Here is a 15,319-nt window from a genome sequence, read left to right on the forward strand (position 1 = left end):
GGCCGGACAGCGGCCGGGCCCCTGCCCCGGCCGGGCCTCCCGCCCGTCTCACCCGAGCAGATCGATCGTCGCTCCGATGCCCAGCCGCTCCGCCCGCCGGTACGCGGCCCAGGCGAGCGCGAGGTCCTGCCAGGGGAGTCCGACGGGCGCATAGACGCTTCGCGCCGCGGCCGCCGTACGGCCGGGGTGGTCGCCGCGCAGGACCTCGCCGAGGGTGGCGCCGGCGGCGGTGGCGGGCAGCCCAGCGGCGGCCAGGGCGCCCATGGTGGCGGCCAGTTCACGGTCGTCGACCACCAGGAGCGCGGCTTCGAGCAGGTCGGCGGAGAGTTCCTGCTTGCCCGGTTCGTCGGCCCCGAGGGTGGTGAAGTGCTGTCCGGGCCGGGTGTCCGCGAGGCGCAGCAGCGGGGTACGGGACCAGGTCGCCAGCAGCACGATGTCGGCGGCCGCCGCGACCTCGGCCGCCGAGCCGAGCGGCCGCCCGCCGTGCCGGGAGCCGAAGCCGACGGCGCGGCCCGCATCGGTGTCGTACACGACCAGGTCCCGGAACCGCCGCAGCCCCCGCAGCCCGCGCACCATGAGCTCGGCCTGCGCCCCCGCGCCGATCACGCCGAGCACCGCATCGCCCGCCGGGTCCGCGGCGGCGAGGACGTCGGTCCCCAGGGCGGCGGCCAGGCCGGTCCGCCAGGCGGTGACGGTGGCCGAATCCAGCAGCGCGAGGAGCTCCCCGTCGGCGCCGCTGTGCAGGCAGATCACGCCGCGCAAGGCGGGCCGGGCGCCCGGGAACTTGGCGTTGACCTTCACCGTGTACGCCTCGACTCCCGGCAGTACACCGGGTATCAAGGCCGTGGCCGTACCGGGGAACGGCAGGTCGCTGCGTACCCGCTGCCCGGCGACCGGCACGGAATCGGCGCCATGGAAGCCCGCGCGCAGCGCGGCCATACAGGACGCGGGATCGAGAACGGCCTGCAGATCGCTTCGGGTCAGCATGCGGGTCATGCCCGCCATGGTCCCAACCGGCCCAGCAGGAGGGGCAAGGGCGGTACCTGTGCGGAGGTACCGCCCTCGCTCTTTCTCCGGGCTCCCCCCTCGGGAGCTGCCGCCACCCCGGTCGGCGCGGGAAGGCGGCTCTTCAACGGAACCGCTGAGCGGCCGGTCATTTGCCCATCACCCCCCACGGGATCGAGCAATCCGTTCCGTTCGCACCGCCGTTGAATTGAGTACAGCATTGCCGTCGGCCGCGGGGCGGCGCGACCCTTTTCAACTCTGGCCAAAAGGGCATGGTGACCGCACGTGTTGGCGTGCATACTCAGGGCGTACCGGGGGGTCGACCGAGGAAAGCAAGGTGGGGGTTCGGTGTTACGCGTCCATTTCAGTGGCCTGGATCTGGCCCGGGTGCGCATTGCCGCACGTCCGGATGCACTCTGGGAGACCGTATTGAGCTTTCATCGACTACGTGACAGACGCGACGATTCCGCATTCGGACGATGGCGATCGGAAACGCGGGGAAGGTTGAATGGCGAAACGCGTCTGCTGGCTCCGCTGGTGCCCACCCGCGGCTATTTCCCCGATTTCCTGACGCCCGCCGAAGGCCTCCTGGGCATGGACGAGGCGCTCTGCGCGCTGCGCGAGACACCCGCCCCCCGCCTGCACGACGAGATCTCCCGCCTCTCCACCGCCACCCGCCCGCTCCCGCCCTGGATCCGGGACATGGCCGAGGGCAGCTCCCGCTCGCTCGGCCGCCTCGCCGGCGTCCTCCAGCGCTATTACGAGGCCGCGGTCGCCCCGTACTGGCCCCGCGTCCAGGGCCGTATCGAGGCCGACCGGGCCGCCCGCGGCCGGGCCCTCCTCGACGGCGGCGCGGACCGGCTGCTCGCCTCGCTCCCGCCGATGCTCCGCTGGCGGGCGCCCGTCCTGGAGGCCGACTACCCGGTGGACCGCGACCTCCACCTGAACGGGCGCGGCCTCCTGCTCCTGCCGTCGTACTTCTGTCGCCGCACCCCGGTCACCTTCCACAACTCGGAACTGACCCCGGTGCTGGTCTATCCCGTGGAGCACCAGACGCCCCGCCTCACCCCGTCCGCCCCACCCGAACGCTGCCTGGGCCGGCTCGTCGGCCAGACCCGCTCCGCGATCCTCCAGGGCATCGGCGTCGGCTGCACCACCAGCGAACTCGCCCGCCGCGTCAATGTCTCCCTGGCCTCCGCCAGCCAGCACGCGACCGTCCTGCGCGACGCCGGCCTCCTGGTCACCCTGCGCCAGGGCAACGCCGTCCTGCACACCCTCACCCCGCTGGGGGCGGCGCTGCTGCGGGGGGCGCAGTTGGCGGAGGTGTAGGGGGTGAGGGGGGCCTGGTGCTCCGTACTCCGTACGGCCGGTCGCGTGCCCGAGGCGACCGGCCGCGTGTGTGCTCAGTGCGGACGGTCCCCGGCGATGGCGACCCGCTCGGCGACCCGGCGGTGCGTCCCGTAGTCGTTCACCGCGTAGTGCTGCGTCGCCCGGTTGTCCCAGAACGCGATGTCCCCCGCCTGCCACCGCCACCGCACCTGGAACTCCGGCACCTGCGCCTGCTGGAACAACACCCGCAACAGCCGGTCGCTCTCCGCTTCCGCCAGCCCCACGATCCGCGTGGTGAACGACGCGTTGACGAACAGCATCCGCCGCCCGGTCTCCGGGTGCCGGCGCACCACCGGATGCTCGACGGGCGGGAACTCGCCCTGAAACCAGTTGAGCGGAGGAGTAGAAGCGCGCGAACCCCGGGAGATAGTCGTGCACCGCCCGCGCCCCATTGATCCGTGCCCGGATTTTCTCCGGCAAATTGTCGTACGCGGCGGCCATATCGGCCCACATCGTGTCCCCGCCCGCAGGCGGTACCTCGCGCAGCTGCAACACCGCGCCCATCGCCGGCCGCTCCCGGAAGGTGACATCCGTGTGCCATACGTTCTCGAACGTCGGAACCGCACCATCCGCCTTGTCGAACCGCACCACTTCCTTCGCATCGCCCCGCGCCAGCAACGGATTGCTCTCCAACTCTCCCCAATTACGGGCGAATTCCCGCTGTACGTCGGAGGTCAGATGTTGCCCGCGGAAGAACAGCACCTTCCACTCCAGCAGCGCCCGGTTCAGCTCTGTACGAAGCCGCTCGGACAGCGGCCGGGAGAGGTCGAGCCCGCGAATTTCGGCCCCGATGGTGGCGGCCTGCGGCACCACCTCGAAGAGCTCGTACGGCCGGTCCACCCAGCCGTCGGGGGTACGGCGCAGGATGCGGTGCCCCTCGTACAGCCCGTCGGCGGGGATGCGGTGGGGGCGCACGGCGGGGGTGGGGCTGTCGGTGGTGGGGGTGGCGAGGGTCGTCAACTGGTCCTCCTAGGGGGAAGGGGAGGCAGGGAGCGGGGAAGGCGTACTGAGGGGGACGTACTGAGGGGAGGGGAGGGGAGGGGAGGGGAGCGTGGGTTACGACGCGAGCCGATGGGCTTTTGACGGGCTGCATTGGCGGGCCGCTTCGACGGTTACTTCGCTGCGGCAGCCGGACGGCTCAGGCCGTACAGATACAGCCGGCCGGGGGAGACCCGACCCGGCCGCGGCGGCGCAGAAAGCTCAGGCCGCGGGGCGCGCACTCGCCGTGGGGGCCGCCGTCGCGCGGCTCCGCCTCACGGAAGATGGGGTGCGTGCTCATGCCACGCACCGTACCGCATCCGTCAGCCGCCGCGGGGGCCGGTACGGCGTCCGGGGGAGCGCCGACGGGAAGCCGGCGCGCCGTGCGGGACCGGGCCCGCCGCCTTGACGGTGCGCAGTACGGGGGACGTCTCGAGGGAGCGGATCGCCTCGAGGGCGCCGAGGCGGTGGGTGAGGTAGCGGTGCAGCGCGGCCGGGTCGGGGCACAGGGCCTGGGCGACCAGATTGGTGGGGCCGGTGGTGGCGGAGACGAAGGCGAGCTCGTCGTGCTCGGCCATGGCGGTCGCCACGTACTCAAGATGCGCCGGGGGGACGGCCATCCACAGCAGCGCTTGGGTGGTGGCGCCGAACAGCGCGTCGTCGATCTCCACATCGAAGAAGACCGCACCGGAGGACCGGAGTTCGGCCAGGCGGCGGGCGGTGGTGGCCGGCGACCAGCCGGTGGCGGCGGCGAGTTCGGCCTGGCCGGCCCGGCCGTCCAGCTCAAGAGCGCGCAACAGGTCGTGATCGGTGGCGGCCACACGCTGCCGGTCGACCGGGATGCGGGAGGCGTCCGTCTCATCGGCCCCGTCGGCCCCGTCGGCCCCGTCGGCCCCGTCGGCGTCATCGGCCCCGTCGACCCCGTCGATCTCATCGGACTTGTCGGGCGGCTGGAGTTGGCGTTCCTGCTGACGGGTGAGGGCACTGGCCCGCCCACGCCAGGCGGTGGGACCGCCGAGGTAGGTGTGGAGCAGGTAATGGGAGGAGACCGCTGTGATGCCGGCGGTCCGGGGGATGTCGTGCAGTACCAGTGAGTGGCCGCCGTCGGCGCCGCTCGGCGTATCGACGATCGCGACGATCTCGGTGCCGCCGGACGCGAGCTTGACCCATGAGGTGTCGTCCCGCCAGGCCAGGGCCTGGGCGAGGTCCTGCGCGGCGCGCGGGCTGGCGGTGAGCCGGACCAGCCATTGGGCCCGGCCCGCGCGATGCGGTTCGGGTAGCCCGACGACCCGCAGTCCGGCCTCGGCCCGCAGCCGCCGGTAGCGCCGGGCCACGGTCTGGGCCGATACGCCGAGCGCGGCGGCGATCCGGCTGAAGGGCGCCCGGCCGTCGATGTGCAAGGCGTGCACCAGGCCGCGGTCCAGGTCATCGAGCATGGGGCCACTCAAGCATGGGGCGGCCCAAGCATGGGGCGGCTCAGGCACGGCAGGAAGCAAGCGTGGAAGAAATCCGCAGTATCTCTGCCTCCATCGGAAGAAATCAGCGAACCCTACGCCACCGATGGAACGCCATCAGAGCATCCCCGCACCCTCTGACGTGACCACATCGGCCGTTCGGGCAGCGGCACTTGCTTCCTTGCAAACCCGCCGGCCCGCCGCCAGCCTGCCGGGCTGCCCGCCCGCCCGCCCGCCCGCTCGAACGACCGGCCCGGAACGTAACGAAGGGACGAGCCCATGACGACAGAGGTGCCGGCGAAGCCGCCGGTGACGGCCTACCGGTGGCGCTGGGCCGCACTGGCGACGCTGCTGATCGCCGAGGCGATGAACCTGCTCGACACCACGATCACCCCGGTCGCCGCACCCGTGATCCGCGCCGACCTCGGCGGACCCGAGTCCGACATCCAGTGGTACGGCGCCGCCTACACCCTGCCGTTCGCAGTGCTCCTGATCACGGGCGGACGCCTCGGCGACATCGCCGGACGCAAGCGGATCTTCCGGATCGGCGTCGTGGGATTCGTACTCGGCTCGCTGGCCTGCGCCCTGGCGCCCTCGGCCGGGATGCTGATCACGGCGCGCGCCGTCCAGGGCGCCGCGGCCGCCCTGGTGATCCCGCAGACCATCGGCATGATCCGCGGCATGTTCGACGGCGCCGAACTCGCCCGTGCGATGGGCAGCATCGGCCCGGTCATGGGCCTGGCCGCCGTCTGCGGCCCGGTACTCGGCGGGGTGCTGACACACGCCGATGTACTCGGCTCCTCCTGGCGGGCGGTGTTCCTGGTCAACATCCCCCTCGGCATCGGCGTGCTCCTCGCCTCGTCGCTGCTGCGCGAGGACCGGTCCGCGCACCGGCCGCGCCTCGATCTCCCCGGCACGGCGCTGGCGGTCCTCGGCATCGGCCTGACCGTGTTCCCTCTGATCCAGAGCGATCTGAACGAGACGGATACGGCCGGGTGGCCGACGGCGAACTGGGCCATCCTCGTCGCCGGTCTCGCCGTCCTCGTCGCGTTCGGACACCACCAGCGCCACCGCTCCCGGCGCGGCCGAAGCGCGCTGGTCGAGGCGGGCCTGTTCCGTAACCGGGGCTTCTCTGCCGCACTGGCCGCGTCCACGCTCTTCTTCGCGGTCGTCAACGGCCTGACCCTGGTCGTGGTGCTCCAGCTGGAACTCGGACCGGGCATCGACGTCCTCCCCGCCGGGCTGACGCTGCTGCCGTGGTCGGGCGCGATGGCGGTCTCGTCCTGGATCGCGGGCAGCCGCCTGGTACCGCGCTACGGCTCGCGCGTGATGTTTGCCGGACTGACGGCCCTGTTGCTCGGTGCGGCCGCCGCCATCGCCGTCTACGCCACCGGCCCGGCGACCGCCTTCCCCTGGCTGCTGCCGGCTGCGCTTGCCGTCTGCGGTCTGGGGCAAGGGCTGTTCGCCGTCCCGTACTTCACCACGGCCCTGCACCGCGTCCGCCCGCACGAAACCGGCTCCGCCGCCGGCCTGCTCAACGCCGTCCAGCAACTCGGCGGCACCCTCGGCATCGCCCTGCTCGGCACGGTCTTCTTCCACGGCGCCGGCTCCGGCACCGCTTCCGGCACGGCGATGTCCGGCGACGCGGCACTCACCGGCGCCCAGTACGCGTTCTGGTGGGCGCTCGCACTCATCGCCGCGACGGGTGCCGCCGCGGCATTCATGACGGGATCGGCCGGGTCGGGAAGGCGGCGAAGTAAGCGGACCGGCCGGGACGTTGCCCGATGAGGTAACACTCCGAAACTTTGATATGAGCGCAGTGGTTAGGGCTGTGGCAGTGCGCGGCGAGCGTCAAAGGACGCGACGCTCCGGAGGTACGAGGGTCGTGCCTCACCGTTGAGCGCAGCTGCTGGAAAGGGATATGGATCGTGAAGATCGCCAAGGCTGCTGCGGGTGTTGCCGGTGTTGCGCTGGCTCTGGGGGCCGCGTCCCCGGCGCTTGCGGCTCCCGAGCCGCGCGGTGGCGAGAAGCCGCTGCTGCAGGACAGCAACCTGGTCGGCAAGAGCGACCTGAAGAACCCGATCGGTGACCTCGACGTCAAGGCGTTTCTCGGCTCGGTGGACAAGGTCGCCGACAAGCTGAAGACGAACAACGACACCAACGCCAAGACCAAGGTCGGTGACATCGCCAAGGCCGTTCGCTGATCGTCGGCCGGTGAGACTTCGGCGCCCCGGCCTCCCGGGGCGCCGAACTCGTTTTTGGGCCCGTTTCCGGATCTGGCCCCCGTCAGTCATCGATGCCGCTGCGCTCCACCCCCGCCACGATGTACCGCTGGAGCAGCAGAAAGACGACCACCAGCGGCGCAATCGAGACGGCCGCGGCCACGAACAGCTCATGCAGATTCAGGTTCTGCGCCGTGGTGAACGTGGACAGCGCCACCTGCACCGTCCACGCTTCCTGGTCCTGCCCGATCACCAGCGGCCAGAGAAACGCGTTCCAGGCCCCGATGAAGACGATCGTCCCGACCGCGGCGAACACCGGCCGCGCGTTGGGCACGACGATCCGCCAGTACGTCCGCCAGTACCCGAGCCCGTCCACCCGCGCCGCATCCTCCAACTCCCTCGGAAAGCCCAGAAAGTACTGCCGGAAGATGAAGCAGGCGAATGCACTGAACAGGGTCGGAATGACCAGTCCGCGCAGCGTGGAGATCCACCCGAGCGACGACACCAGCACAAAGCTCGGCACGAACGTCACGGCCGCCGGGACCATCAGCGTGCCCAGGATCGCGTAGAAGACGACATGGGCGTGCCGGTACGGGATGCGGGCCAGCCCGTATCCGGCCAGCGAGGCGAGCACCACCGTACCGACGGTCGTCGACACCGCGATCAGCGTCGAGTTGAGCAGCGCCCGCGCCAGGGGCAGGCTCGGATCGCGGAACACCTCGGTCAGATTCGCCCACTGGAGCTCGCGCGGAAGGAGCGTCCACTCGGGCGAGGTGATCTCCCGCTCGGTCGCCAGCCCGTTCCGCACCAGCAGATAGAACGGGACGAGAAACAGCAGGGCGAGGGCGATGAGCAGTACCCATCGCAGGGCGCGCCCGACCCGCACAAGGCCGTCGTGCGCATCGCGCATTCCGCTCACTCCCCTCATTCCGCTCACTCCCCTCAGTCCTCCTTCCGGCCGAGGCCGAACCACCGGGCCTGGACGACCGTCGCCAGCGCGATGATCAGCGCCAGGATCACCGCACCCGCACTGCCGAGCCCGAGGTTCTGATCCCGCCCGAGTGCCGTGTAGTAGAGGTAGACCAACGGCGGCCGCGCATACGGCGGATAGCCGCGCGCATCGCTCAGCAGGTTGTAGAACTCGTCGAACGCCTGAAAAGCATTGATCACCAGCAGCAGCACCACGGCCACGGACGTGGCCCGCAACTGCGGAAACGTGATGTGCCGAAAGACCTGCCAGCCGGGCCGCGCCCCGTCCACCGCCGCCGCCTCGTACAGCTGCGGTGAAATCCTTTGCAGCCCCGCAAGAAACAGAATCATGTAGAAACCGGCCTGCAGCCACAGCCGTACGGTGACGATGACCAGCCAGTACCAGGGCGGGTCGGTGGTGGACAGCCAGGCGGTCTGATCGGTCCCGAACCACCCCAGCACCGTGTTGGCCAGCCCGAACCGCACCCCGTTGAAGATCGACAGCTTCCAGATCACCGCCGCGACGACATACGAGCACGCGGTCGGCAGAAAGAACACCGACCGGAAGAACGCCTGGGCGACGCGCAGCCGGTTGACCATCAGCGCGAGGGTGAGCGAGAGCGCGTACGTCGTGGGCACGATGAAGACGGTGAACAGCAGGAACGTCCCCAGGCTGCTCAGGAACGCCTCATCGCCCACCATCGCCGTGTAATTGCCGAGCCCGACGAAGTCGTTGCCCCTGGGTGTCACGGTGTTGTGCGCGTCGAAGAAGCTGAGGTAGAGGCTCCACGCCAGCGGTACGTACGTGAACAGCCCCAGCCCGATCGCGAACGGACCGACGAAGACCCAGAACCAGAGGTTCCGCCGCTGCGGCCCGAGCAGCCGGGCGGTGAAGCCGGGTGCCGCGCTCCCCGGAACCCGTGCCCTCATCTCCCGGACTTCTTCTTGACCCGCTGCAGCTCGGCGCTGACCTTGCGCACCACGGCCTTCAGCTCGCTCTCCGGGTTCGCGCCGTCCTTGATGATCCGGCTCAGCGCATCCTGATAGGCGGTACGGGCCGCGCTGGTCCACAGCAGCGGCTCGGCATGCCCGTACTCCGTCGCACACCGCACCGCCTCCGCGGCCGCCCCTTCCTGCAACTGCTTGGCCTTCTTCGCCAGCGAGATCCGCGCCGGAATATGGAACCCGTACGACAGCGCAAAGTCTTGCTGGAAGTCACTGCGCTCCACCCACAGCCACTTGGCGAAAGCCTTTGCGTCCTTCTTGCGCCTGCTGCGGGCACTGACCGCGGAACCGTATGCCCCAACCAGCACGGCAGGCTTCCCGCCGGCCCCGTCCTTCGGGAACGGCAACACCCCGAAGTCGTCCCCCAACGCCTTCTTGATCCCCGGCAGCGCCCACAGCCCCGACCACTGCATGGCGGTCAGCCCCTGGATGAAGGCGGCCGGATCGGACCAGTCCGTGGGCGCACCCAGCAGCAACGACTTGTCCGCGTACAACTGCCGGATCTTGGCGAAGGTACGGGCCGCCGCCGGATCATCGAACCCGACCTTGCCGTCGTCAGTGATCAGACTGAGCCCGGCTGCGTGCAACGGGGTCCCGCTCAGCACCCCGGCCCCGCCGTCGTTCCCCAGGAACAGCCCCTTGGTGTTCTTCGTGCTCAGCTTCCCCGCCGCGTCCACCAACTCGTCCAGTGTCTGCGGCGGTTCGAGCCCGGCCTCCCTCAGCAAACTCTTGCGGTAATAGAGCATCTGCAGGTCAACGACCTGCGGAATGCCCCACACCTTCCCCTGCCAGATCTTCGGCGCCAGCGCCGCCTGGTGGAAGTCGTCCTTCACCGGCTCGACCTCGGCCGTCAGATCCTCGACCTGTCCACCCTGGATCTGTTCCAGCAACGGCCCGTTGACCTCGAACACATCGGGCCCGGAGTCCGTCAGCAAGGCGGCCGCCGTCTGCCGGTCGTAGTCCCCCGGCCGCCACTGCACCGTTACGTCGGCCTTCTTGTACGCCGCGGCATACCGCTGCACGGCCTGCTGGGTCCCGGGCTCGCCGTACTGGTGGTACCACTGACTGAGCGCCGGCCCCGAACCTCCGCCGCCACGCCCGGTGTTGGACCCACACGCGGCCAGTGCCCCCGCGGCCGCGAGGCCACCACCCGCGGCCAACACCCGCCGCCTGCCGATGCCGACACCTCTGCCGACACCGCTGCCGGAACCTCTGCCGACGCCGCTTCCGCCGCTTCCGCTCATGTCCGTATCGCCCCCTGGGGTCGTGGCCCGCAGTGATCGTTGATCACCGCATGGTGCGCCCGACCACTGTGCCCCACGCACGTAAAAACCGCATGGCACCTGTACGAATCGCCGTCCGAAAGCCGCTGCGGGCCGCTGGAATGCGTTGCACGCCGCTCACGGCATCGGATGCGCCACCGCCACCTGCATCCCACACGAGTCACACCAGAACGCCCACCCATTGGCATCCACCGCATGCGACCCGCATCCCATGCACGGATCGGACACAAAGTTGGCCAGCTGCATCCCCTGACTGGTCCGCCGCGGCGCCGCCTGCCGCTCCAACGCATAGCAGGGGATGCACAGCCCCCCCGCCGTACCGGGCAACTTCATGTTCCGCAGCTCGCAGTGCGTACAGCGCATTCTGTCGACGTACTCGGGGGGCAGCGCCCGCAGCCGGTTGCCCTCACGGGGGGTCGTCACGTCGTCGTCCGCCTCCTACGCCGGGACCGTGCCGGTGCCCATGCACCGGGAGCATTGCGTCGTGGTGGTGTTGCCGTCCGGGGTCTCCCACTCGACGGTGCCGGTCCCCTGGCACTCCTCGCACGGCACTTCGGGCGGCATCGTCATGCCCCAAGAATTCCACGACTGGTTACGCCCCGTCAGTGCGTTGTCACTACAGCACCAACCTCTGTGGGAACGGACAAGGCCGGCGGTTGGACCTTCCATCAGCGACCGGCCGCGAACCGCCTCTCCACGACGACGCCACGGAACCGCGCCCAAGCGGCCGGCGCGAGCCGGAGTATCGGGCCATCGGGGTCCTTGGAGTCGCGTATGGCCACGGTGTCCGGGATGTTGGTGGCCACCTCGACGCACTCGCGTTCAGGATTGCTGTAGCTGGACTTGCGGAATCTGAACTCGGGCATCGCTCATAGTTCCTTGCTGAGGCTGGTGATGAACGCGAGTGACTCACGCTCACTGAGGGCTTGCTGTGCGATTCTCTCGAACAGTTCGTCGTGCTGTGCAGCCCTCTCCCCGCCTTCCACCCACAACCGGCTGAACGGGATCTCCATGTAGACCACGTCCATCGCACCGGGCTCGCCGAACGAGATGATGTTGAACGCGCAGTCCATTCCCTGATGCGACCCGGCGCTGAACGGGAGCACCTGAACCGTGACGTTCGGCCTCCGAGTCATCGTCGCCAGATGCTCCAGCTGCCCGCGCATCACCGAGGCATCGCCCACAAGACTTCTCAACGCAGCCTCGTAGACCACCACATGCAGCGAGAGCTGCGGCTCGTCGAAGAGTCGCCGCTGCCTCGCCACTCGCGTGGCCACGAACTGCTCGTCGGGACGCAACGCTCGTACATAGTCGGGAGTTTGCAGCAAGCCGGGCAGGAAGGTCAGGTGCCAAGCCCGGACCGCGGTGGCCGCGCTCTCCAGCGTCACGTACTCCTGCATGTCGCCAAGGTCCGGGAACTCGTCCCACCAGCCCTTGGCCTTGCGCCGCTCGCGGTCGATCCGAGCCAGCTCCAGCAGGCCGCCCACGCGGGCCGGGTCGGTCACGCCGTACAGCGCACACAAGGCGCGAATATCCGGGTCGCGCATGGGGACCCAGCCGCCCTCCATCTTCGCGATCTTGGTCGTGGAAGCCGTGAGGGCCTTGGCGGCCTCAGGCTGTCTCATGCCCGCTGCCGTACGGAGCCGCAGCAGCTCGCCACCCAATCGACGCCCCAAGACCGTTGTGGTGCTGTTCCCCTGTGTTGGCTGACGAGCTGTCACTTGTACCCCTCCTGGATCGCGGGGTCAGTTTGTCGCCGAACGGATCGCCCTTGCAAGCGCGTTCGGAGGATATTTCCTAAGAGGAACTTGTGTCGATCAAGGAGCCACCGCTACCTTCCGTAAGGAAGCGCTCGCACAGCGCCGCGACAACGGGTATCCGCTACCACGCGCTGCCCTGACCCGGAGGTGGCCCACATGTTCGCCCCACATGACCGGCCGGAAGTGGTCCTCCAGCAGGACGTACTCGACTACACCCCACGCCCCAAGAGCATCGCCCTCGCACGAAACCGCGCCGCCCGCCTCGCAGGCGACTGGGGGTGCGGCCAACTGGCAGACGACACCCGCCTGCTGGTCTCCGAACTCGCCACCAACGCCGTCCTGCACGGCACCGTCCCCGGCCGGCTCTTCCGCGTACGGCTCTCGCTCACCCACGCCGTCCTGCAGATCGCCGTCACCGACGCCCGCGGCGAACGCCTCCCCTCCACGGACGAGGTGACGCCGTCCGCCACCACTGGCCGCGGCTTACTGCTCGTCCGCGCGCTCTCCCTCCGCTGGGGCGTCCACGTACTCGACGTCGGCAAGACGGTGTGGTGCGAACTGGACGCGACAGGCATGGACACCTGGTCATGAATAAACAGCCCCACGAGGCGAGTTCGGCTCCTTCGCGCCGATGACGACGGACACGGGACCCCGTACGTTCATCATCAGCTCGGGGCCGCAACGGGCGCGACCCCACCGCCCAGGAGGTACGCACGCCATGCGCCGCATCGCCACCACCGCCGGAACCCTCACCGCCGCCGCGCTGCTCGCCCTCGCCGCACCGTCGCCCGCCTCCGCGGCCAACGGCCTCCTCATCATCAACGGCTACCCGCACATCCACCCCAGCGGCTGCTACCCGACCGGCGACGACTCCCCAACCACCGTGGCCAACCGCACCCACGACGCCATCGCTTACGTCTTCACGGGGCCCGACTGCACGGGCGACGTCGACACGGTCGTCCAGCCGGGCCGGCTTGTCGAATCCGACTCCGGTGCGAGTGTGTGGGTCGACTGACGGGGGCCGTGTCGTCGGCCGGCGCCAACTCCTCCACTTGAATAACCCACATGAACATCACCGGGGAACTCCGCGGAACGACCGTCCTCCTCCGCCCGGTCCAGGACGCCGACACCGCCACACTCGACCGCATCGTCCGGGAACCGGCGGTCGCCGCCTGGTGGTCACCACCGGACGACTACGGCAACATGCTCGCCGTCACCCTTCCCGGCACCCCTTCCGGCGAGGTCATCGGCGCCATCCAATTCTCCGAAGAAGCCGACCCCGAATTCCGCCACGCCGGCCTCGACATTTTCCTCACCACGTCCCACCAGGGCCAAGGCCTCGGCACCGACGCCGTCCGCACCCTGGCCCGCTGGCTGATCGACGAACGTGGTCATCACCGCCTGACCATCGACCCGGCCGCCGCCAACACCGCAGCGATCACCAGCTACCGCAAGGTCGGTTTCAAGCCAGTCGGCATCATGCGCGCATACGGGCGCGATCACCGCACGGGCGGCTGGGCAGATGGGCTCCTCATGGACCTACTCGCCGACGAACTGACGTAATGGCGAAGCCCAACCAATAGGGCCGACCGGCGCCCGGAACCAGACAGACCCGGTCGCCATCCGGAACCGGACTTCCTGCCTGCCCGTCCCCTGAACCATGCTCGAAGACTTAGCTTGGAACCACAACGCCTGCTACCACCGCTATCTCACCCGTCATATCCCGCCGGGTGCCAAACGCGCCCTGGACGTCGGCTGCGGCACCGGCGCCTTCGCCCGCGACCTCGCCCGCCGCGGACTGGAAGTCGATGCCTACGACCGCTCCGCAGCCGACCTCGCAAAAGCCCGAGCAATCCGCGCCAGCTCCCCGGAATCCGCGCGCATCCGCTACATCAAAGCAGACGTCCTGAACACGGAACTCGCCCCCGAGGCATACGACGTCGTCGCCTGCCTCGCAACGGTGCATCACATGCCCTTCGCCACCGCCATCAACAAACTCCCGGACGCCCTCGCCCCGGGCGGCGTCCTCTTGCTCCTCGGCCTCTTCCGGGATTCCACCCCCGCGGACCTGGCGATAGGCCTCGCCGCAGTGCCGGCTGAACTCGCGGTCGGGGGAACATTCCGCATGCGCCGCCTCCTACGCGATCGAGGACGGCCGCGAGGCGTACCGCCCGTCTCCGCCCCGACCCCACCTGAGCCGTTGGAGACCGCGATCCAACCCACGCTCATGGAACCGCAGATGACGCTCCCAGAAATCCAAAAACAGGCGGTGGCTGTGCTTCCTGGCTGCTCCATCCGCCGCCACCTCTTCTGGCGCTATTCGCTCGTATACCGCAAGCCGTCCTCTTCAAGTCCCTGACCTAGGAGTTGGCCTGGCGCTGCCTTTTGTAGAGAGCGATGGCAGCCTCGGTAGGAAAGTTCGGGATGGAAACCGTCTCTCCGGTGTCTTTCGCCACGACGACTTGCCCCCCTCCTGGCGGAGGCGGCAGGGGGTTTCCTGCAGCATCGGTGCCAGCAGTATCAGGGGAAGCGGCGGACACCAGGTAGCCGATGTCGAACTCATGGACGTGCATCGGTGCGGGGGTCCCGTCCGGCAGCTTGGGCTGGGCGTAACGGCTGCGGACAACGGCGAGCGCCTGCTCGGGGGTGGTCGGTGCGGTGGGGCTGTCAGAGGCCATGTGGGTGCTCTCTTTGCCGGTGGTGGTAGTTACGACGTGGGGAACTCGCCGACCCAGTCACGTGCGAGCAGACTCGCTGGCATGTACTCGGACTCCACGTCAACGCTGAATCCGGCTTCGATCGCGAGACATGTCAGCGCCATGGGCCCCAAGGCAGTAACGCCCTCCGGATCGATCTCACGCTCTTCAGTGCCAGTTCAGTAGGTCTTGCACCATTCCAGAGCGTTGACGAGCACCTCATCGCGGGTGCGGACGTTCACCGAGGCGGCCGACGGGACACCGTGTCGGGCGAAAAGACTCCTCGCGGCCTTGTTTCGGCATACCCGCATCACCTCTGGGGTGGCGGGCATGGACCGTCCTTAAAGTGTGTAGGACTTGTCCACCGTCAGATTCCCATTTTCGTCCCAACGCTGGCGGATTGTGTATCAATCTTTCAGATTGAATACTGAGCGCTCGGCGAGCTGGCCATCTGAGTGCCATTTACGCCATTCATTGATGGCCACTCCTACTCTGCACGTGCCCTCCGCCCTTTTGGTTCCGTCGGAATGCCAATGAGTCTGATCCGCCGCCTTCTAC

At 69.1% G+C, this 15,319-nt stretch carries 20 protein-coding genes and 1 pseudogene; 7 read left to right on the plus strand and 14 right to left on the minus strand.

All coding sequences use genetic code 11. The annotated features are described in order from the left end of the window. Positions 1-48: 48 nt before the first annotated feature. Positions 49-996, minus strand: a complete 948-nt coding sequence (locus AB0D04_RS21605; RefSeq protein ID WP_362705602.1) for an ornithine cyclodeaminase family protein — start codon at positions 994-996, stop codon at positions 49-51. A gap of 513 nt (positions 997-1,509) precedes the next feature. Here AB0D04_RS21605 and AB0D04_RS21610 point away from each other — a divergent pair. Then, positions 1,510-2,334 (plus strand): winged helix-turn-helix domain-containing protein, encoded by an 825-nt coding sequence (locus tag AB0D04_RS21610; protein ID WP_362705604.1) that lies wholly within the window; start codon positions 1,510-1,512, stop codon positions 2,332-2,334. A gap of 74 nt (positions 2,335-2,408) precedes the next feature. On the opposite strand, the pseudogene AB0D04_RS21615 reads toward AB0D04_RS21610, so the two are convergent. From AB0D04_RS21615 to AB0D04_RS21625, 3 genes and pseudogenes are all read right to left on the minus strand, one after another. Further along, a pseudogene (locus AB0D04_RS21615) lies at positions 2,409-3,354 on the minus strand (TauD/TfdA family dioxygenase). A gap of 178 nt (positions 3,355-3,532) precedes the next feature. After that, positions 3,533-3,673: a hypothetical protein gene (locus AB0D04_RS21620; RefSeq protein ID WP_362705607.1), complete on the minus strand. Its 141-nt coding sequence runs from the start codon at positions 3,671-3,673 to the stop codon at positions 3,533-3,535. Positions 3,674-3,695: 22 nt separating this feature from the next. Next, positions 3,696-4,808 (minus strand): AsnC family transcriptional regulator, encoded by a 1,113-nt coding sequence (locus tag AB0D04_RS21625; protein ID WP_362705610.1) that lies wholly within the window; start codon positions 4,806-4,808, stop codon positions 3,696-3,698. Positions 4,809-5,105: 297 nt separating this feature from the next. Here AB0D04_RS21625 and AB0D04_RS21630 point away from each other — a divergent pair, with 297 nt between their 5' ends. Beyond that, positions 5,106-6,614 (plus strand): MFS transporter, encoded by a 1,509-nt coding sequence (locus AB0D04_RS21630; RefSeq protein WP_362705613.1) that lies wholly within the window; start codon positions 5,106-5,108, stop codon positions 6,612-6,614. Between the two features lie 140 nt (positions 6,615-6,754). After that, a complete protein-coding gene (locus AB0D04_RS21635; RefSeq protein WP_362705615.1) occupies positions 6,755-7,030 on the plus strand; it encodes a hypothetical protein in 276 nt (91 codons plus the stop codon). Positions 7,031-7,112: 82 nt separating this feature from the next. Here AB0D04_RS21635 and AB0D04_RS21640 read toward each other — a convergent pair whose 3' ends face one another. The 7 genes from AB0D04_RS21640 to AB0D04_RS21670 form a co-directional block, all read right to left on the minus strand. Further along, positions 7,113-7,958 (minus strand): carbohydrate ABC transporter permease, encoded by an 846-nt coding sequence (locus tag AB0D04_RS21640; protein WP_362705618.1) that lies wholly within the window; start codon positions 7,956-7,958, stop codon positions 7,113-7,115. A 32-nt stretch (positions 7,959-7,990) separates the two neighbouring features. Continuing rightward, entirely contained in the window at positions 7,991-8,947 is a 957-nt protein-coding gene (locus AB0D04_RS21645) for a sugar ABC transporter permease (RefSeq protein WP_362705620.1), read from the minus strand. After that, positions 8,944-10,266 (minus strand): sugar ABC transporter substrate-binding protein, encoded by a 1,323-nt coding sequence (locus tag AB0D04_RS21650; RefSeq protein ID WP_362705622.1) that lies wholly within the window; start codon positions 10,264-10,266, stop codon positions 8,944-8,946. The genes AB0D04_RS21645 and AB0D04_RS21650 overlap by 4 nt, the downstream gene beginning before the upstream one ends. A gap of 156 nt (positions 10,267-10,422) precedes the next feature. Continuing rightward, positions 10,423-10,728, minus strand: coding sequence for a hypothetical protein (locus AB0D04_RS21655; protein WP_362705625.1), 306 nt, complete (start codon positions 10,726-10,728; stop codon positions 10,423-10,425). Between the two features lie 15 nt (positions 10,729-10,743). Next, positions 10,744-10,875 (minus strand): hypothetical protein, encoded by a 132-nt coding sequence (locus AB0D04_RS21660; protein ID WP_362705627.1) that lies wholly within the window; start codon positions 10,873-10,875, stop codon positions 10,744-10,746. Positions 10,876-10,973: 98 nt separating this feature from the next. Next, positions 10,974-11,171 (minus strand): DUF397 domain-containing protein, encoded by a 198-nt coding sequence (locus AB0D04_RS21665; RefSeq protein WP_362705629.1) that lies wholly within the window; start codon positions 11,169-11,171, stop codon positions 10,974-10,976. A gap of 3 nt (positions 11,172-11,174) precedes the next feature. Then, the gene (locus AB0D04_RS21670) at positions 11,175-12,026 is read right to left on the minus strand and encodes a helix-turn-helix transcriptional regulator (protein ID WP_362705631.1); all 852 of its coding nucleotides are present in this window, start codon (positions 12,024-12,026) and stop codon (positions 11,175-11,177) included. Positions 12,027-12,221: 195 nt separating this feature from the next. Between AB0D04_RS21670 and AB0D04_RS21675 the strand changes: the two genes are divergently transcribed. The 4 genes from AB0D04_RS21675 (at position 12,222) to AB0D04_RS21690 (ending at position 14,424) form a co-directional block, all read left to right on the plus strand. Then, a complete protein-coding gene (locus AB0D04_RS21675; protein WP_362705634.1) occupies positions 12,222-12,656 on the plus strand; it encodes an ATP-binding protein in 435 nt (144 codons plus the stop codon). Positions 12,657-12,783: 127 nt separating this feature from the next. Continuing rightward, positions 12,784-13,080, plus strand: a complete 297-nt coding sequence (locus AB0D04_RS21680; RefSeq protein WP_362705637.1) for a hypothetical protein — start codon at positions 12,784-12,786, stop codon at positions 13,078-13,080. A 50-nt stretch (positions 13,081-13,130) separates the two neighbouring features. Beyond that, a complete protein-coding gene (aac(6'), locus tag AB0D04_RS21685; protein ID WP_362705641.1) occupies positions 13,131-13,628 on the plus strand; it encodes an aminoglycoside 6'-N-acetyltransferase in 498 nt (165 codons plus the stop codon). A 97-nt stretch (positions 13,629-13,725) separates the two neighbouring features. Continuing rightward, complete coding sequence (locus AB0D04_RS21690; RefSeq protein WP_362705644.1) at positions 13,726-14,424, plus strand: class I SAM-dependent methyltransferase; 699 nt, start codon at positions 13,726-13,728, stop codon at positions 14,422-14,424. A gap of 1 nt (position 14,425) precedes the next feature. Here the strand turns inward: AB0D04_RS21690 and AB0D04_RS21695 are convergent, their stop codons facing one another. The 3 genes from AB0D04_RS21695 to AB0D04_RS21705 are packed head-to-tail and all read right to left on the minus strand — an operon-like array spanning position 14,426 to position 15,093. Next, entirely contained in the window at positions 14,426-14,743 is a 318-nt protein-coding gene (locus AB0D04_RS21695) for a hypothetical protein (RefSeq protein WP_362705647.1), read from the minus strand. A gap of 29 nt (positions 14,744-14,772) precedes the next feature. After that, entirely contained in the window at positions 14,773-14,919 is a 147-nt protein-coding gene (locus tag AB0D04_RS21700) for an Imm49 family immunity protein (RefSeq protein ID WP_362705707.1), read from the minus strand. Positions 14,920-14,940: 21 nt separating this feature from the next. Beyond that, positions 14,941-15,093, minus strand: a complete 153-nt coding sequence (locus tag AB0D04_RS21705) for a hypothetical protein (RefSeq protein WP_362705710.1) — start codon at positions 15,091-15,093, stop codon at positions 14,941-14,943. Between the last annotated feature and the right edge of the window lie 226 nt (positions 15,094-15,319).

It is taken from the genome of Streptomyces sp. NPDC048483, from assembly GCF_040651455.1.
Taxonomy (GTDB): Bacteria; Actinomycetota; Actinomycetes; order Streptomycetales; family Streptomycetaceae; genus Streptomyces.